Raw genomic sequence first — 17,682 nt, forward strand, 5'->3', positions numbered from 1 at the left:
GTCCCAAACCGGAGAAACGCGGGCATGACCCCGATCCGCCCCAGCATGATCCTTGTCGCGGCGCTGCTCAGCGGATGCGCCACCGGCGGCACGCTGGAAGGCCAGCGTACCGTGTTCAGCAATCCCTACGTTGCACCGGTTATCGACCAGACGGGAATTGGCCCCGAATGCAATCTCGCGCGGGGGCGGGATGCGACCTGCCTAGGGGTGCCGCTGACCCGCAAGGGGCGGGGCAATAGCATCGGCGAAGACAGCTTTGGCAGCTACAACCGCAATCAGCGGCGCGTTCTGCGCGAGCGGGCGGAATTGCTCCGGCAAATCAGCGAGCAGCAACGGCAAGAGCAATCTGCCCCGCCGCCTCCGCCGCCCGAACCGACCTTGCCCACCGCCGCCGAGGACAGCGACAGGCCTTAGCCCGCAGCCGCGCGCTCGTGGTGGCGGATCACTTCGTCGATGATGAAGCGCAAGAACTTCTCGGAGAATTCGGGATCGAGATCGGCCTCCTCCGACAGCTTGCGCAGCCGTGCGATCTGCCGCGCCTCACGGTCGGGATCGGCGGGTGGCAGCGTGACCTTGGCCTTGTACTCGCCCACGGCTTGCGTGATCCGAAACCGCTCGGCGAGCATGTGGATCAGCGCGGCATCGATGTTGTCGATGCTCTTGCGGAAGGCAGCGAGCATCGGATCGGGCTCGACCGGAGTTTGCGTTTTGTCGGACATCGGCTGCGAAACTAGCAGCAATTCTGCGCTTGCCAAGCACGCTCGGGCCGCCCTAGAGCCGCAGGCAGCATGAGTGCCGATATCATTCCCCTGCCGCGCAAGGCGCCGACACTCGATCCGATGCTGTCGCTGACGGCTGCGAGCATGAACTCTGTCAACGCGGTCATCCTTGAGAGGATGCAGAGCGAGATCCCGCTGATCCCGCGGCTGGCCGGCCACCTGATTTCTGGCGGAGGCAAGCGGCTGCGGCCGATGCTGACGCTCGCAGGCGCGGAACTGGTCGGCTACAAGGGCACACGCCATTTCAAGCTCGCCGCCGCGGTTGAGTTCATCCACACCGCAACGCTGCTGCACGACGATGTGGTCGATGGCAGCGAGCTCAGGCGTGGGAAGGCCGCGGCCAATATCATCTTCGGCAATCCGGCGACCGTGCTGGTCGGCGATTTCCTGTTCAGCCGCGCGTTTGAACTGATGACCGAGGATGGGTCCTTGCGTGTCCTCTCGATCCTCGCCCGCGCCAGCGCCGTGATTGCCGAAGGGGAAGTCTCGCAGCTCTCCGCCCAGCGCCAGATCGCCACCAGCGAAGAGCAATATCTCCACATCATCGGCGCGAAAACCGCCGCGCTGTTCGCCGCCGCCAGCCAGATCAGCGCTGTGGTGGCGGAATGTTCGGAAGAGCAGGAACGCGCGCTGGAAAGCTATGGCCGCAACCTAGGCGTCGCCTTCCAGCTGGTCGACGATGCGATTGACTACGATTCTGACGCCGCAGAAATGGGTAAGGATCAGGGTGACGACTTCCGTGAGGGCAAAATGACCCTGCCGGTGATCCTCGCCTATGCCCGCGGCAACGAGGAAGAGCGCAAGTTCTGGAAGGACGCGATCATCGGGCATCGCACGTCCGACGCTGACCTCGCTCATGCGATTGCGCTGATCGGCAAGCACAATGCCTTGGAAGACACCCGTGAGCGGGCCCGTCACTTCGCGCACCGGGCGATCGATGCAATCTCGATCTTCCCCGATGGCAAGGCACGTCAGGCGATGGCCGAAGCGGCGCAATTCGCGGTCGCGCGCGGGCACTGATCGCGGTAACGGGCGGGGCATGATCCCCGACCTGCCCATCCACGCCGTCCTGCCGCAGATCCGCGCTGCACTCGCAGAGCAAGGCGCAGGTGTGCTGATCGCGCCGCCGGGGGCGGGGAAGACCACCGCCGTGGCTCCCGATCTGCTGAGCCAGCCGTGGTGCACCGGCCAGATCATTCTCACCTCGCCCCGCCGCGTTGCCGCTCGTGCGGCGGCCGAACGCATGGCCGATATGCTGGGTGAGGCCCCAGGCGAGACCGTGGGCTACATGACCCGGCTCGACAGCAAAGTCTCCGCTCGCACGCGCATCCTTGTCGTCACTGAAGCCATTCTGGTGAACCGATTGGTCGAGGATCCGGAGCTTCCGGGCGTTTCGGCGCTATTGTTCGACGAGGTGCATGAGCGCGCGCTCGACAGCGATCTAGGCCTCGCCTTGGCGCTCGAAACCCGCGCCGTGCTGCGCGAAGACCTCCGCGTGCTGGTCATGTCGGCGACCATCGACGGTACGCGGTTCGGCCGGTTGTTGGGCGAAGGTGCGGCAATCATCGAAAGTGAAGGGTGCAGTTTTCCGCTTGTAATTAAATGGTTTAGTGGTGATTCCTCGCAGAAAATCGAAGATCGTGTGGCCGCAGCCGTGCTGACCGCTTGGCGCGAAGAAGCGGGCGATATCCTCGCTTTCCTCCCCGGCGTGCGCGAGATTGAGCGGGTGCGGGAGCGGATCGAACCGCGACTGAAGGACGTGCCAATCCACGCGCTCCACGGCCAGATCGAACCCGCTGCTCAACGCGCCGCGATCCGCCGTGACCCGGAAGGTCGCCGCCGGATCGTGCTGGCGACCGCGATTGCCGAGACCTCGCTGACCTTGGACGGGGTAAGCGTGGTCGTGGACTCGGGCCTCGCGCGGCTTGCCGAGTTCGACCGGGCGGCAGGCTCCACCCACCTCGTCACCCGCCGTGCCAGCCAAGCCTCGGCAGCGCAGCGGGCAGGGCGGGCGGCGCGGCAGGGGCCGGGGGTGGCGTACCGGCTATGGGAGGAGGCGGGCCATGCCGGTCGCCCCGAATTCGCGCCGGCCGAGATCATGCAGGCTGACCTCGCTCCGCTGCTGCTACGGCTGGCGAAGTGGGGGACGGCCAACCCGCAGGCGCTGCCGTGGCTCGATCCGCCGCCAGAAGCATCAGTTTCAGCCGCGAGGGGGACACTGGAAGCGCTCGGCGCGCTCGATGCCAGTGGGCGGATCACGCCTTTGGGTGAGGCAATTGCCAGCTTGCCGATGGCGCCCGATCATGCGGCAGCCGTGCTCCACGGAGCGAGCGCGCGCTGCGGCGAGGATGCGGCGCGGCTCGTCATGCTGTTGCAGGAACGCGGGCTGGGCGGGCGGGGTGAAGACCTATTGCAACGCCTCACCCGCTGGTGCGGCGACCGGGCACCGCGCAGCGTGGCGGCAGCGCGGATTGCTGAGGGTTGGGCGCGGCAGGCGGCGAAGCTGGCGCGCGTGATCGGTGATAGCCGTGCTACCGACGCCGCCGAATCGCTCGCACTCGCGCGCCCCGATTTCGTGGCGCGTCGTCGCGATTCCTCGGGCGAAAACTGGCTGAGTGCCGGGGGGCGGGGTTACCAGCTCGATCCGGCCTCGCCACTGGCCCGCGCCGAGTGGATCGTGATCGGCGATGCGCAAGGGCAGGCCAAGGGCGGGCGGATCACGGCCGGGGCGGAAATCGCTTCCGAACGGATCGCTGTGCTATTCGCCAGGGAATTGCAGGAACGAATCACAACTCGCTGGAATAATGACAAAGATCGTGTCGAGGCGCGGCGCGAACGGCGACTGGGAGCCATCGTGCTGGCGAGCGTCCCCGAACCCGCGCCCGATCCGGCGCTGCTTGTGGATATCCTTGTGGGCAAGGCTGTGGAGCGGCTGGGGGACGTGCTGCCCAAAGGCTTCCTAGCCCGCGCGCGGTTTGCCGGGGTCGAAGCACTGGCGCCCGAAGCCCTGCGCAACCGTGCGGGCGAATGGCTCACCCCGCTGCTCACCGGGCGGCGCGACCTTGAAGTGCCCTCCTATCGCTTCGCCGAGGCCGCGCTAGGTCTGCTCGACTGGAACGCGCGACAGATGCTAGAAAGCGCTGCACCGACGCATTTCACGTCGCCCGCCGATACGCGCCACGCGATCGACTATGCGGGCGATGATGCGCCAAGCGTTGAGGTGCGGGTGCAGGCACTGTTCGGGCTGGATGTCCATCCGATGATCGGCCGCACGCCTTTGCTGCTGAAGCTGACCAGTCCCGGTGGGCGTCCTGTCCAGTCGACCCGCGATCTGCCCGGCTTCTGGCGTGGCAGTTGGCGCGATGTGGTCAAGGATATGAAGGGCCGCTATCCCAAGCACCGCTGGCCCGCCGAGCCATGGCTGGAAAAGCCGAGCCTCAAGACCAAAAACGCCTTCAACCGCCAATAGGATTGCGCTATCGGCAGAGCGCAATTCGACCTGCATTAGCAGGTCGCAAGGCCGACCGGCCGCCCGCAGCGACGCTGGCGAAGCCAGCATGAGCGAGGATCGCAAAAGAAATGCCCGCACGTATCTTCCAAAAGACCAAGCACGCGATGCAGTCCGGCAAGGCGCACACCGATGAGTGGGTGCTGGAATTCGAGCAGTCCGAAGCGCGGTTCGCCGATCCCCTGATGGGTTGGACCGGTAGCGCCGACACGCAGTCGCAGGTGAACCTGACTTTCCCCTCAAAGGATGCGGCCAAAGCCTATGCCGAAAAGTACGGCATTGCCGCCCGCGTCCATGCGACCCCGCCTAAGCGGCTCAAGCTACAGGCCTACGCGGATAACTTTCGTTAGGCCCTCAAGCGCCGGGCGGCGGGCGTCCGCCCGCCTTGGCTACGCGGCATAAGCCGCGGCGGGCGTTTGCCCTTGCGGCCCTGCGGGCCGATTTTTTCGCTGAGTTGATTTTCTGTTCGACCCGCGCCATATGCTCGCGTGGGAGTCGGGTGGACGTTTGCGTCCGCTCACCGAGTCAGGTCCGGAAGGAAGCAGCTCAGGTGGATTGCGGCGGGTCGCTCGGCTCCTTTTTCACCCCGATCGCGGCGATGCCCACCCATGACAAACCGGGTTTGAACGCCTAGCTTGTCGGCATGACCGATTCCGATCCCGATCTGCCTGAGGAAACTGACACCGGCCCCACCGCATCGGAGCTGGAGGCGGCTGGGCAGAATGCCTTGTTCGGTGACCTTACGCCGCCAGCGCCAGCGCCAGCCCCGACCACTCCCGCGCCCGAACCTGTCTCGCCTGCTCCACCCCCCGCCGTGCCGCCCGTTGCCGCCGGGCAGCCATACCGCGTGTTGGCGCGCAAATACCGCCCGCAGACCTTTTCTGAACTGATCGGACAGGAAGCGATGGTGCGCACGCTCGCCAATGCGATAGCGCGCGACCGCTTGGCCCATGCCTTCCTGATGACCGGGGTGCGCGGGGTCGGCAAGACTTCGACCGCGCGGCTGATCGCCAAGGCTTTGAACTGCGTCGGGCCGGACGGGCAGGGCGGTCCGACCATCGACCCTTGCGGAGTGTGCGAGGCCTGCACGGCGATCGCCGAGGGGCGCCATATCGACGTGATCGAAATGGACGCAGCCTCGAACACCGGCGTCGATGACGTGCGCGAAATCATCGAGCAGGTGCGTTATGCCGCCGTATCGGCGCGCTACAAGATCTATATCATCGACGAAGTCCACATGCTGTCACGCAACGCTTTCAATGCCTTGCTGAAGACACTTGAGGAACCGCCTCCGCATGTGAAGTTCCTGTTCGCCACCACCGAAGTCGACAAGCTGCCGGTCACGGTGCTGAGCCGCACGCAGCGGTTCGATCTGCGCCGGATCCCCGCGCCCATGTTGTCGGAGCACTTCGCCAAGGTGTGCCGGTTGGAGGGTGTCGAGGCCGAAGCCGAGGCGCTCAGCATCATCGCAGCCGCCGCCGAAGGATCGGTGCGAGACGGGCTTTCGATCCTCGATCAGGCGATTGCTCACGCGGACCTCGATGGCGAGGGCCAAGTCAGCGGTAGCCGGGTGCGCGACATGCTCGGACTGGCGGACAAGAGCGCGCAGCGCCGCTTGTTGGGCCATATTTTGTCAGGCGACGCCAAAGATTTGCTTGCGGCAGTTGATGCACAATATTCGCTTGGCGTCGAGCCGCTGGCTTTGATGCGCGCGCTTATGGACCTGACCCACCGCGTCACGCTGGCGCAGGTTTCGGGCGGCGAACCCGATGCGCCTGCCGAAGAGGAGCGCGCCGCGCTCGCCGATTTCGCGGCACGGCTGGGCGCGGGCGAATTGCACCGTCTGTGGCAATTGCTGCTCAAGGGGCATGACGAAGTTCGCACCGCGCCCGATCCGCTCGTCTCGCTCCAAATGGCGCTTCTACGCATCCTCCATGCGGCGCAAATGCCTGATCCCGGCAAGCTCGCTCGGCGGATCGAGGAGATTGCGGCAAGCGGGTTTACCGCCGCTCCCCCTGCCGCTGCTGAGGGTGCCGCGCCCGCAGCGACGCCTGTCGCGTCCTCGCCCGTGCAGGATTGGGCTGCACTAGTCGAAGCGGTCGATGCCGCGGGCCAGCTGCGCGTTGCTCAGATGATGCGTGACAGGGTGCGGGTGATCGAACTTGCCGCCGAAAGGCTGGTCTACCAGCAGGCCGACAACTTCCCCGACGATCCCGCGCCCGACATCCGTGAGGCCCTGTTCAAGGTCACCGGCAAGCGCTGGCTGATCGAACGCGGCACAGGCGCCGCGCAGCCCAGCTTGCGCGAAGTCGCCGAAGCCGACGCGGCTGCCGAAGATGCGCGCATCCGGTCCGACCCGCTGGTCAAGGCCGCGTTCGAGGCCTTTCCCGATGCCGAATTGATCACAACCCCCAGCCGCGCGGCCAGTGGCGGCGCTGGCAATCCCCCCTGGAATTGAGGAGTCCCCCGCAATGAAATCGATGGAAGAGATGATGGCCGCCGCCCAGCAGGCCGCCGAGACCATTCAGAAGCAAATGAACGAGATGCAGGTAAAGCTGGACTCGATTGAGGTCGAAGGCACGGCAGGCGGTGGCCTCGTGAAGGTTCGTGCCAGCGCCAAGGGCCGCATTCTCGGCGTCAGCATCGACGACAGCCTGATGGTGCCGGACGACAAGCAGATCCTCGAAGACCTCGTCACCGCTGCCTTCAATGACGCGCGTGACCGGGCCGACCGGGTGTCAGACCAGCAGATGCGCGAAATGCAGGGTTCGATGGGTCTGCCGCCGGGGTTCAACCTGCCCGGCTTGGGGTGAGGGATGTTCCGGCGCGACTTCGCGATGAAGATTAGCCTGGCGCATTTCGCGGGGCTGATCGGATTGGCGATCGCAGCGACGGTGATGAGCGCAGATCCGAATGCTGATGAAGCTATCGGCGTGTTTGTCATCGGGCTGTTTATGTCGGCCTTCCTTTTTTTGCCGATCCTTGCCGTGACGCTGGTGTTTGTAGGTGACGTGCTGCGACACCGCCTCGCCTTTGTCCTGCTTGGACCGGTGGCGGTTACGCTCCTGGTTTCCGCGGTGCTGGGTCTCGACGCGGGCAAGGTCATCGCGCTTCAGACGGCGCTGTCCTCACTTGTGCTGTACCTGCTGATCCGGGATTATGAAGTTCCGGATTGCGAGGCTGCATGATTGGGGACGACATCCTCGCCCGGATCGCCTTCTCCGGCGCCATCGTCGAATGGCGCGGCCCGGCGCCGTTCCTGTTCGTGCCGGTGCCTGACGAGCACGTTGCCGAACTGCGCTATGCCGCGCGCGAGGCGAGCTATGGCTGGGGTTGTATCCCCGCCACCGCGCGGATTGGCGATACCGACTTCACCACCTCGTTGTTTCCGCGCGGTGCAACCTATTTTCTGCCCGTGAAGGTCGCTGTGCAGCGCGCCGAAGGGGTGGGCCTGGGCGACCGGGTCACAGCCACCATCGCCATCCGCCAGCGTGGATCCTAAACGATCCGACGACCAAAGCCGGGCTGCGCCGGGGCTTGAGCCTTGGCTGGTCGTGCAGCGGATGGTGGTGCAGCAGGCCGGCGGGCTGGCAGCGGCGGGGTATGCTTGGGCGGGGCCGGGGCTGCGTCCTGCCGACTTTCGAGATAGCGCGCGAATACGGCATCAGCATCAAAATCGCTGTCGCTTGTCACCTCGCCTTGGTCGCTGGCCAGACGGCGGGCGCGGGGCGGGTCAGGGGGCTGTTGGCCCTGCCGCCGGTCGAAAGCCCCCGACCACACCGCAGCAACCCCGCTGCGCAAACCGCGGTAAACGCAGTATTGTCCCGCCGTCAAAACCAGCAGCGCTGGGATATAAAGCGGCAGGCGTTCGGATGCCTGGGCTGACAGATCGCCCATGCCCTCAATCAGCTTGGCCAGCCATGACAAGGCCAGACCAGCGGCAATCCAAGCAATCGGTTTCATCGCCTGCCTCTTTCGCTCTGGCGGGCAAGATAGCGGCAGGCGGTTAACGCCATCCTTCATGTTCCACAGCTCTTGCGCAAAAGGGATTGCGGCCCGCCTGACCGCTACCCATATTCGACCGGAAGGCAGGTCCAAACGGCCGCCGCGGAAATAGACAAATGACCCAGACTTTCCCTCTCCTCCCCTTGCGCGACATCGTCGTTTTCCCCGGCATGGTCGTCCCCCTGTTTGTCGGGCGCGACAAGTCGGTGGCGGCGCTGGAAGCGGCGATGGAGGCATCGAAGGACATTGTCCTCCTCGCCCAGCTCGATCCGGGCTGCGACGATCCCGAAGGCGATGACCTTTACGATGTCGGCGTGATTGCGCAGGTGCTCCAGCTCCTCAAGCTGCCCGATGGCACGGTGCGTGTGCTGGTTGAGGGCAAGGCGCGGGCGCGGCTCTCGGCGCTTGAAAACGTCGGCACGTATCTTTTGGCCGAGGTCGATGAACTTGGGCCCGAGACCGTCTCGGGCAGCGAAGTCACGGCGCTGATGCGGCAGGTGACCGAGCAGTTCGGCGAATATGTGAAGCTCAACAAGAAGCTCGGCGATGATGCCGCGATTGACCTTTCCGAGGTCGACGATGCCGGGCAGCTGGCCGATACGATCGCCGCTGCAATCAGCGCCAAGGTTTCAGACAAGCAGGCGCTGCTGACCGAGGGCAATCCGCTGAAGCGGCTCGAATTGGTGATGGCCTTCATGGAAGGCGAACTGTCGGTGTTGCAGGTCGAACGGCGTATCCGCGGGCGCGTGAAGCGCCAGATGGAGAAGACCCAGCGCGAATATTACCTCAACGAACAGTTGAAGGCGATCCAGAGCGAGCTTGGCGGCGGCGAAGATGGCGAAGGCAACGAAATCGCCGAACTGACCGAGAAGATCGAAAAGACCAAGCTTTCCAAGGAAGCCAAGGCCAAAGCGCTCAGCGAGCTGAAGAAGCTGCGCGGAATGCAGCCGATGAGCGCCGAGGCGACGGTGATCCGCAACTATCTCGACGTGCTCCTCGGCCTGCCGTGGGGCAAGAAGTCGAAGCTGAAACGCGACATTGCGCAGGCGCAGGCGGTGCTCGATGCCGATCACTATGCGCTGGAGAAGGTCAAAGACCGGATCGTCGAATACCTCGCGGTGCAGGCGCGCACCAACAAGCTGAAGGGGCCGATCCTGTGCCTCGTCGGCCCGCCGGGCGTGGGCAAGACCAGCCTCGGCAAGTCGATCGCCAAGGCGACGGGCCGCGAATTCGTGCGCCAGTCGCTCGGCGGCGTGCGAGACGAGGCAGAGATCCGCGGCCACCGGCGCACCTATATCGGTTCGATGCCGGGCAAAATCGTCGCCAATCTCAAGAAGGCTGGCACGTCGAACCCGCTGTTCCTGCTCGACGAGATTGACAAGCTGGGTCAGGATTTCCGCGGTGATCCGGCATCCGCGCTGCTCGAAGTGCTCGATCCCGAACAGAACGCCAAGTTCCAGGACCACTATCTCGAGCTCGATCTCGACCTCAGCGACATCATGTTCGTGTGCACCGCGAACAGCCTGAACTTGCCGCAACCGCTGCTCGACCGGATGGAGATCATCCGGCTGGAGGGCTATACCGAGGACGAGAAAGTCGAGATCGCCCAGCGCCACCTGGTCGAAAAGCAGGTCGAAGCGCACGGGCTCAAGAAGGGTGAATTCACCCTTGAAGAAGAGGCCCTGCGGGATCTGATCCGCTACTACACCCGCGAGGCCGGGGTGCGTACGCTTGAGCGGGAGATCGCCAAGCTGTGCCGCAAGAGCCTACGGCAGATCCTCGAAAAGAAGGCCACCAGCGTCACGATCACGCCTGAAAACCTCGGCGACTTCTCCGGCGTGCGCAAGTTCAAGCATGGCGTTTCGGAGGAAGAGGCGCAGGTCGGCGCTGTGACGGGTCTGGCATGGACTTCGGTGGGGGGCGAATTGCTCACCATTGAAAGCGTCACCACGCCGGGCAAGGGCGAGGTCAAGACGACCGGCAAGCTCGGCCAGGTGATGAACGAAAGCGTCTCGGCCGCCTTCAGCTTCGTGAAGGCGCGTGCGCCTGCCTATGGCATCAAACCGAGTCTGATTAACCGCAAGAACATCCACATCCACCTGCCCGAAGGCGCAGTGCCCAAGGACGGGCCGAGCGCGGGGATCGGTATGGTCACCTCGATCGTCTCGACCCTCACCGGCATTCCGGTGCGCCCTGATGTGGCGATGACGGGCGAAGTCACACTGCGTGGCCGGGTGCTGGCGATCGGTGGGCTGAAGGAAAAGCTGCTCGCAGCGTTGCGCGGCGGGATCACGACCGTCCTCATCCCCGAGGAGAACGTCAAGGATCTCGCCGAAATCCCGGCTAACGCCAAGGCGGGGCTGGAAATTGTGCCGGTGTCCCATGTTGACGAGGTGCTAGCCCGCGCGCTGACCGAGCCGCTGGTGGCGATCGAGTGGACCGAAGCGGACGATCTGGCGAGTCAGCCAGCTAACCCCACTTCGGGGGCGAGTTCCGCAAGCTCAGAGGTGCCTACCGCACATTGAGCCGCTAGAACGTCCGCACTTGCCGCGATTCGCGGCAGGGTCGCAACGTTCCGGAGACGGTATTCATCAGGCTAACGAGCGCCCAACCTATGTTGGGCGCATAAACTGCTTTGGCTTTTTGTCTGGCGGGGGCGATCGGGCTATTTGCCTTTGACAGCCTATCAAAAAACGTCTCAGTCTCGCCGTTTCGTATGTGCGCGATTCACACCGATAATCGATATCCAGCAGCTAGGGGGTTCCCATATGAACAAGAACGACCTGATCAGCGAAGTTGCCAACGCGAGCGGTCTGTCCAAGAGCGATGCCTCAAACGCGGTCGAAAGCGTCTTCGATGCGATTACCAAGGCGCTTTCGGGCGGGGACGAAGTGCGACTGGTGGGCTTCGGCACCTTTTCGGTCGCCAAGCGCAAGGCGTCGACCGGGCGCAACCCGCGCACCGGTGAACCGATGAAGATCAAGGCCTCCAATCAGCCCAAATTCAAGGCGGGCAAGGGGCTGAAGGACGCCGTCAACTGACCAGCGGCCAGCCCGACTGATCATCTTTCAAGGGCAAGAAAAATCCCCGTCAGCCTCGCGGCTGGCGGGGTTTCTCTTTGCCGTTCGCACCGATCAGGGAGCGGCGGCAATCAGTGCGGTCGGGGCCTGCGCGGTGCGCGGGTTGATACGCCAGATCAGCGCTTCGCCGCCGGTCTGAGCGACAGGGCCTTCGTCGGTGTTGTTGGCGAGAATCCGCATTCCGGCCGCGGCGCGGACCGTGAAGGTGCCGTCCATCACCGGCACACCGGGCATGGCCGCCGGATTCTGCCCGGCTTCACGCGACTGCTCGGCAGCGCCCATTGCGGCCAGCCCAGCGAAGGAGCCTGCGCCCAGAACCGTGCCGAGCCCGCCGCTATCCGTGCTCTGCGCGGCAAAGCCCGGTGCATTGATCCGCACCTGACTGCCCTTGCGCAGGAACACCTGCACGAAGGGGTTGGTCTGCGGGAAGCCTTCGATCATCGGGAAGGTGAAATCGTGGCCCATCGTGCCAGAGACGCGGTAGCTGATGTCGAACACGCCGTCGCCCTTGTGAACCACGCGATCCCAGCCCTTCTGGCGTTGGAGCAACCGGACCAGTTCCTCGGCGGCCTTGGGGTCGGACGGGTCGATCCCGCCCATCAAGGCGGCCATCTGCTGGGCCTGCTTCTTGGCCTGTTCCACCCGTTCGGCCGCGCCCGCTTCCCACTCTTCGCGCTGGATTGCCTCTTCTTCGGCTGTGCAATCCCGGCTCTCGAAGGTCTCGTCGTCGTAGCAATTGGGCGTGAAAGCCTCGGGATTGGCCGCGTCCATCTGCGCCAGCTTCGAAAGGCCGAGGAAGAAGATTTCGCCTTCATAGCTGAAGGTGAAGCTGTCCGGCCCGGTGATCGCGAGTTCCGACGTGAACTTGCCCGGTGTCATAAAGCAGCCGCTCAGCGCCAGCGCAGCGCCTGTCAGCACAGCAGCGGCGCGCAGGCGGATGGTCGAAAACATGGTCATGGCAATTCCCTCCCTGACCCTGCTTCTAGCTGCGCGTTGCAACCGCATAAAGCGCAATCGCCGCCGCGTTCGAGACATTGAGGCTTTCGATGGCCGAGGTGATCGGCAGCTTCGCCAGCACGTCGCAATGAGCGGCGATGTTCTGGCGCAGTCCTTCGCCTTCCGCGCCGAGCACGATCGCCAGCGGCCCGGTGGGCATGACATCGGCGAGCACCGCCTCGGCTTCCCCCGCCAGCCCGATGCGCCAATACCCGGCCTCGGCCAGCTCTTCCAAGGCGCGGGCGAGGTTCACCACGCGGACCCATGGCACGGTCTCAAGCGCGCCCGAGGCGGCCTTGGCCAGCACGCCGCCTTCAGAAGGTGCATGGCGGTCCTGCGTCACGATCGCCGCCGCCCCGAAAGCCGCCGCCGAGCGCAGGATCGCGCCGACATTATGCGGATCGGTCACCTGATCGAGCACCACGATCGGCCGGGCCGCTTCGCCGTCTGCCACCTCGTCGAGGAACACGTCTTCCAGCGCGGCGCATTCCAGCACCAGCCCTTGATGCGGCGCGTCCTTCGCGACCAGGCGGGCGAGATCGGCCGCTTGGGCATGTTCGACCGGGAAACCTGCGGGCAAGTCGCCGTCGAGGCTCTCGAGCCCTTCCGGCGTGGCCCACAGCTTGCGGTGCTGGCGATCGGGGTTCTTAAGCGCGGCCTCGACCGCATGGCGGCCCCATAGGCGCACCTGCCCCGCGCTGCCACGACCCGAGCCGCGCCCGCCCTTCATGCGCCCCGCACGGCCCCGCAGGGCGCGCTTCTTTTCACCTTTGATCATGTTGTTTCCCGCCTGAGGCTTTTCAAAGGCACCCCCTGCCAGCAGGGGCATTGACAGGCAAGCAGTGCTTCGCCAAAGGGGCGCCTCTCGGCGGCGGGCCCGGCAACGGACTCGCGCAATTTCAGAGCGTGACACGCTCAGGATCGCCCCCCTCATGGTAGGGGACTGTGTGGACAGGTGGCCGAGTGGTTAAAGGCAGCAGACTGTAAATCTGCCCGCGCAAGCGTACGCTGGTTCGAATCCAGCCCTGTCCACCACTTTCCTTCCATTGTTTCACGTGAAGCACTTCATGGCAGGCGTCTGGGGTGTGTCTCAAGGCGGTCTACCCCCTATCTGGACACAGCTGTCTCCCAAAATGAGGCCGTCGCCCGCTCGCCCCGCCGATGGCTCGACAGGCCGCGACCCTTGAGCGGGCGACGCCAGTTGCGACCTTGTTCACCTGCGCTCAGGCGGCGAGCATTTCTGGTTGTTGATCGGCCCAGGCAAGCCCCGGCAGATAGCGCGCATCGATCTTGCCATCCTTCAGGGCGAAGAGGTGCAGCCAGCCATTATCGAACAGCGCCCGGACGCTCGCGTGCTTTTCGAGGATCTTTATCATTTCCTCGCGCGGGGCCTCGATCATGACCGAGAGGCGTAGGGGCTCGTGCGCGAGGCGCTCGCCGTCATGCACCGCCTGCCACGGGAGGCCGGCGCGCAAGCGGCCGCCATTGCCTTCGATCACGCCGATGCCGCCGACGACATTGTGGATCAGCTTGTTGCCGCCGCCGAACATTTCGGGTGCGACGCTGGAGCCGTAATACTGGAGGCTGATCCAGCTCGCCACCACGACCGGGGCGGTGATGATCAGTTCCAGCGTGCCAAAGCCTGCGTCTGCCTGCCAGTCGTAGGAATGCAGGAACGCCCGCCCGCCAAGGTCGCGGCCAGCGGTTGCCTCGCGCGGGGCGGCGATGAAGGCAGCGCATCCGGCAAGGCCCCATTCCGGGCGGATTTCGGCCCAGTTCTGAGCGCGGGCGGCGATGGTGTTCCAGCGCGCACCGGGCAGCCGCACCGCACGCTCGGCACGCGCAACCTTAGCAGCCTGCGCCAGCCACTTGCGCACCGTGGCAAGATCGCCGCTGCGCGCGGCGGGAAGGCCATCTTCGTAGATCGTGATGTCGTCGGTGGTGGTGTCGTGCAGGCCGGCCACGAACAACGTATCCGCCGGAACATCCACGCCCCGTTCGGCCAACCCGGCGCGGGTTTCGGGATCGTTGAGCAGAATTGCGAGCAGCCGCGCCGAGACTTCGCCAGTGTACCCGCCGCAGGCCCCGCAGTGGTAGGCACTTTCATGCGGGTTGTTGGTGGTGTTGCCACCGTGGCCGAGCAGCAGCACGACCGCTCCGTGGCCTTGCGTCAGGCTCATCGCCTTGAGCACCGCCGCGCCGGTATCGGCCTTGGCTGCGGCGCTCATGCCGCCGATCACTTCGGGGGCAGGCTCCGCTTTCGCCGTGCCGCCGAGGCCGAGCGCCGACTTGACCAGCTTCACCGCATAGACCGGCCCCATCGCCTCGACAAAAGCGAAGGAGGACACCGCCGCCTGCCGGAACCGGCCCCAGGCGCGCTGGCTGCGGGCGTTGATGCGGGCGGCCTGATCCTTGGCCGGATCGCCCGCGCTGGTGGTGCTGACCGCCGGGTTGAGCAGCACCGGCAGTCGCGCTTCGAGAATGTCCGAACCATGCGCGTGATGCGCCAGAGGTAGGCCGAAAAAGCCTGCAAAACCGATGGTTGCAATGGAATGGTCGACAGATTCGAGCGCGCGGCGGAAGACTTCTGAGCGCACGTCGATGCAGAAAGCGGCTTGCAGGAAGGGCCGCTCGCCTTGCGGGACAGCACCGTCAAGCGCGGCGGCGAGGCGGCGTTGGTGCCCGCGATCGGCGGCGTCTTGCAGGATCGCCAGCGCCACCTCCTCAGCGGTCGCGGTGATCGGCATAGCATGAGCCGCGACGGTTGCCGCCCAGCGGTCGGCGATCTGGGGTGTGCGCAGCAGCAACGCCTCGTCCCAGATCAGGCGGATCGCGAGCAGGTCCATCAGCGTGCGGTCGGTATCGCCAACCAGTTCGGCTTGCCATAGCAGCCAGCGCGCGTGCTGCGCCCAGCCGCCAAGGCTCATGGCGAGGCGGTGGAAGGAGGTCGGTGCTGCGGCGTCAGACAGGCCGAGGGTTTCGGCTGCGGAGAGGATCGCGCGTTCGGTGGTGTCCGGCGCGCAGGCGACATGGGCGCAGAAGCCTTCGAGGCCGGCGATTTCCGGCGTGAGGTCATGGAGCGCCCAGCCGCGCCAAGCGGTGAAGGCCTCGGCACCTGGAGCGGGCGACCACAGAGCTTGGCCGCGGTCGAAGTGGCCTGCGGCCCACAGGCCGATGCACTTGTCGATCAGGGCGGGCCAATCGATCCCAGTCGCCTCGGCAGCAAGATCGGCAACGGTCGGCAAAGCGCGGGGGGCAGGGCCATCACTCAGCGTTTCGGCCACTTCGCGCAGGGCGGTGACAGTCGCAGGCTTCAAGGGCGAGGGCGAGGCGGCGAGCGCTTCGGCGAGGTCATCGGCGCGGATCCGGCCATCCATGATGGCGGCGACATATTCGGCGCCGGTACGAGTGACGCGGACTCCGGCGACGCGTGCAAGGCGCGCGGCGGTGCTGGCGAGGTCTTGTCCGGTTTGGCCGAGGAAGGGGTTCACCGCAACGGTCGCATCCAGCGGGAAGGCGGGCGGAATGGCGCGGCCGGCAGCCTCGGCGGCTTCGAGCACCGCCGAGAAGCGGGCCGGGGCGATGTCAGCGTGGTTCATCAGCATGGCATTGTCTCCGTTGGTGCGTTCGTCAGCGGGTCGTTGTGGTGCGGAAGCCGCCGATTGCGCGGTCCAGCAGAGCGTTGAGGTAAAGGCCGTTGGCAAGGTGGACGCGCAGGCCAGCGGTGGCCGGATGGTGAGCCCAGAGGGGGAACAGGGCCTGGGCAAAGGCGACCAAGCCGAAGCTCGCCACCGCAATCACCAGCATCGCCCATTCCAGCTCGCCCGGCATCGGCGGGGTCGGCAGGATCGGGCCCCAGATGGCTTGGGCAAGGGTCTGGAAGCTGAAGTAGCCGATTGCTGCGGCCAGCGCGGCGCCAGCGGTGCGCTTGGTCAGGGCGACCGGCGCACGGTCGGCAAGGCCCTGCGCGACAAGGTAAGCCACCCCGAAGATCAGGATCGCACCAAGCGCCAGCGCCTGCGGGGATTTCGGTCCGAACACGGCGGTGAAGGCTCCGGCAATCGCGGCGAAGATGGCGAGCGCCAGCGCGAAGCTCTTGAGCACCGCCGCGACGCTCGGCACGGCGACCGGGCCGGGGCGACGAATATTGGCAACCTCGGCGACTGCGCCGCCTGAGGAGAGGAAGGCGTGCGCCTTGTAAAGCGAGTGGGCGATGATGTGCAGCAGCGCCAGCGTCCACAGGCCCAGCCCGCATTGCAGCAGCATGAAGCCCATCTGCGAAATCGTCGACCAGGCCAGCGCTGTCTTGATCGCGCTCTGGGTCAGCATCACCGCCGCGCCGAACAGCGCGGTGAGCCCGCCGATCAGGACGAGGGCGACCATCGCTCCGGTGCTCGCCTGCACCAGCGGAGCAGCGGTGATCAGCAGCACGCCGCCCGAGTTGATGATCCCGGCATGGAGCAGCGCAGAGACAGGGGTAGGAGCCTCCATCACTTCGGTCAGCCAGCCGTGGAGCGGGAAGGCGGCGGTTTTGAGCGCGGCGGCGACGACGATGGCGGCGACGCCGAGCGTTCCGGCAAGACCAAGCCCGGTGGCGGCCGCAGCGGCGGGCAGTGCGGTCACGTCAAGCGTGCCGAAGCGGGCAAACAGCAGACCGGCGGCGATCACCAGCATCACGTCACCCGTGTGCCAGACGGCGCCGAACTTGGTCGCCGCGCGCTGGGCTTCGGGCCGGTCGGGGTAGAACAGCAGCAGGCGCTTGAGGGTCAGGCCGACCGTGATTGCGGCGAGGATCATGGTAGGCAGCGTGCCTGCCTGCACGAACACCAACACCGCAGCGAGCGTGGTCAGCATCAGCGCATGGAACGCGCCCTCGCGCGCTTCGCCGTCCAGATAGGTGCGGCTGTAGCGTATGACGATCCAGCCGATGAAGCCGACCAGCGTCGCAACGCTGGCGCTGACAAGATCGCTGCGCAGGCCGAGGGCGAAAGGGCCCTCCAGCATCGCAAGACCCGGGGAGGAAAACAGAGCGGTCTGGATAAGGCCCGCGAGCGCGAGCGCAAAAGCGGTAAGCGCCGCGCCTTCCGACCAGCGCGGCAGGCTTCCGGGACGCCTGCCCGGACGGGCGAGCGCAAGCAGGATCACCGGCACAAGCGCCAGCGGGGCAAACAGTGTGAGGGCGATGGCGTCAGACATAGCAGCGCTCCGGCAGGAAGAGAGGGCTTTAGGAACGCTTTGCCGGATAGGGGGTGGACGAAATTAAAGAAAATACATATTTTGCGACCAAACGTTCGTCTCAATCGAACGATTAAGC

16 protein-coding genes, 1 tRNA gene and 1 other RNA gene are annotated in these 17,682 nt (G+C 65.5%); 12 read left to right on the forward strand and 6 right to left on the reverse strand.

Annotated features, from left to right (window positions below; translation table 11 throughout):
- Positions 1 to 24: 24 nt before the first annotated feature.
- Complete coding sequence (locus tag GRI59_RS07690; protein ID WP_160760640.1) at positions 25 to 414, forward strand: hypothetical protein; 390 nt, start codon at positions 25 to 27, stop codon at positions 412 to 414.
- Here GRI59_RS07690 and GRI59_RS07695 read toward each other — a convergent pair.
- Positions 411 to 719, reverse strand: a complete 309-nt coding sequence (locus GRI59_RS07695; RefSeq protein WP_160760641.1) for a chorismate mutase — start codon at positions 717 to 719, stop codon at positions 411 to 413. The two genes, GRI59_RS07690 and GRI59_RS07695, sit on opposite strands and share 4 nt — an antisense overlap.
- Before the next feature lie 69 nt (positions 720 to 788).
- Here GRI59_RS07695 and GRI59_RS07700 point away from each other — a divergent pair, with 69 nt between their 5' ends.
- From GRI59_RS07700 to GRI59_RS07735, 8 genes are all read left to right on the forward strand, one after another.
- Positions 789 to 1,799 carry a polyprenyl synthetase family protein gene (locus GRI59_RS07700; RefSeq protein ID WP_160760642.1) on the forward strand — a complete coding sequence of 337 codons (1,011 nt, stop codon included), beginning with the start codon at positions 789 to 791 and terminating at the stop codon, positions 1,797 to 1,799.
- Positions 1,800 to 1,818: 19 nt separating this feature from the next.
- Entirely contained in the window at positions 1,819 to 4,248 is a 2,430-nt protein-coding gene (hrpB, locus tag GRI59_RS07705) for an ATP-dependent helicase HrpB (protein WP_160760643.1), read from the forward strand.
- Positions 4,249 to 4,358: 110 nt separating this feature from the next.
- Positions 4,359 to 4,637: an ETC complex I subunit gene (locus GRI59_RS07710; RefSeq protein WP_160760644.1), complete on the forward strand. Its 279-nt coding sequence runs from the start codon at positions 4,359 to 4,361 to the stop codon at positions 4,635 to 4,637.
- A 138-nt stretch (positions 4,638 to 4,775) separates the two neighbouring features.
- Positions 4,776 to 4,870, forward strand: an RNA gene (gene ffs / locus GRI59_RS07715) — signal recognition particle sRNA small type.
- Between the two features lie 60 nt (positions 4,871 to 4,930).
- Positions 4,931 to 6,745, forward strand: a complete 1,815-nt coding sequence (locus tag GRI59_RS07720; RefSeq protein ID WP_160760645.1) for a DNA polymerase III subunit gamma/tau — start codon at positions 4,931 to 4,933, stop codon at positions 6,743 to 6,745.
- 13 nt (positions 6,746 to 6,758) lie between these two features.
- Positions 6,759 to 7,100, forward strand: coding sequence for a YbaB/EbfC family nucleoid-associated protein (locus GRI59_RS07725; RefSeq protein ID WP_160760646.1), 342 nt, complete (start codon positions 6,759 to 6,761; stop codon positions 7,098 to 7,100).
- A gap of 3 nt (positions 7,101 to 7,103) precedes the next feature.
- Positions 7,104 to 7,475 carry a hypothetical protein gene (locus tag GRI59_RS07730; RefSeq protein WP_160760647.1) on the forward strand — a complete coding sequence of 124 codons (372 nt, stop codon included), beginning with the start codon at positions 7,104 to 7,106 and terminating at the stop codon, positions 7,473 to 7,475.
- Positions 7,472 to 7,789 carry a DUF1905 domain-containing protein gene (locus GRI59_RS07735; protein ID WP_160760648.1) on the forward strand — a complete coding sequence of 106 codons (318 nt, stop codon included), beginning with the start codon at positions 7,472 to 7,474 and terminating at the stop codon, positions 7,787 to 7,789. The genes GRI59_RS07730 and GRI59_RS07735 overlap by 4 nt, the downstream gene beginning before the upstream one ends.
- Here the strand turns inward: GRI59_RS07735 and GRI59_RS07740 are convergent.
- Entirely contained in the window at positions 7,786 to 8,250 is a 465-nt protein-coding gene (locus GRI59_RS07740; RefSeq protein WP_160760649.1) for a hypothetical protein, read from the reverse strand. The two genes, GRI59_RS07735 and GRI59_RS07740, sit on opposite strands and share 4 nt — an antisense overlap.
- Before the next feature lie 158 nt (positions 8,251 to 8,408).
- Between GRI59_RS07740 and lon the strand changes: the two genes are divergently transcribed.
- Together lon and GRI59_RS07750 are read left to right on the forward strand one after the other, a co-directional pair.
- Positions 8,409 to 10,817, forward strand: coding sequence for an endopeptidase La (gene lon, locus GRI59_RS07745; protein ID WP_160760650.1), 2,409 nt, complete (start codon positions 8,409 to 8,411; stop codon positions 10,815 to 10,817).
- Positions 10,818 to 11,060: 243 nt separating this feature from the next.
- Positions 11,061 to 11,333 (forward strand): HU family DNA-binding protein, encoded by a 273-nt coding sequence (locus GRI59_RS07750; RefSeq protein WP_160760651.1) that lies wholly within the window; start codon positions 11,061 to 11,063, stop codon positions 11,331 to 11,333.
- A 93-nt stretch (positions 11,334 to 11,426) separates the two neighbouring features.
- Here the strand turns inward: GRI59_RS07750 and GRI59_RS07755 are convergent, their stop codons facing one another.
- Together GRI59_RS07755 and rlmB are read right to left on the reverse strand one after the other, a co-directional pair.
- Entirely contained in the window at positions 11,427 to 12,329 is a 903-nt protein-coding gene (locus tag GRI59_RS07755) for a hypothetical protein (RefSeq protein ID WP_160760652.1), read from the reverse strand.
- A 25-nt stretch (positions 12,330 to 12,354) separates the two neighbouring features.
- Positions 12,355 to 13,146 (reverse strand): 23S rRNA (guanosine(2251)-2'-O)-methyltransferase RlmB, encoded by a 792-nt coding sequence (rlmB, locus tag GRI59_RS07760; RefSeq protein WP_160760653.1) that lies wholly within the window; start codon positions 13,144 to 13,146, stop codon positions 12,355 to 12,357.
- Between the two features lie 171 nt (positions 13,147 to 13,317).
- On the opposite strand from rlmB, the gene GRI59_RS07765 reads away from it, so the two are divergent.
- A tRNA-Tyr gene (locus GRI59_RS07765) sits at positions 13,318 to 13,403 on the forward strand.
- A gap of 188 nt (positions 13,404 to 13,591) precedes the next feature.
- Here GRI59_RS07765 and GRI59_RS07770 read toward each other — a convergent pair.
- Positions 13,592 to 15,973: a YbcC family protein gene (locus GRI59_RS07770; protein WP_160760654.1), complete on the reverse strand. Its 2,382-nt coding sequence runs from the start codon at positions 15,971 to 15,973 to the stop codon at positions 13,592 to 13,594.
- Between the two features lie 25 nt (positions 15,974 to 15,998).
- Entirely contained in the window at positions 15,999 to 17,564 is a 1,566-nt protein-coding gene (locus GRI59_RS07775) for a proton-conducting transporter transmembrane domain-containing protein (RefSeq protein ID WP_160760655.1), read from the reverse strand.
- Positions 17,565 to 17,682 lie beyond the last annotated feature (118 nt).

It is taken from the genome of Erythrobacter ramosus (genome assembly GCF_009828055.1).
Classification (GTDB): Bacteria; Pseudomonadota; Alphaproteobacteria; order Sphingomonadales; family Sphingomonadaceae; genus Erythrobacter; species Erythrobacter ramosus.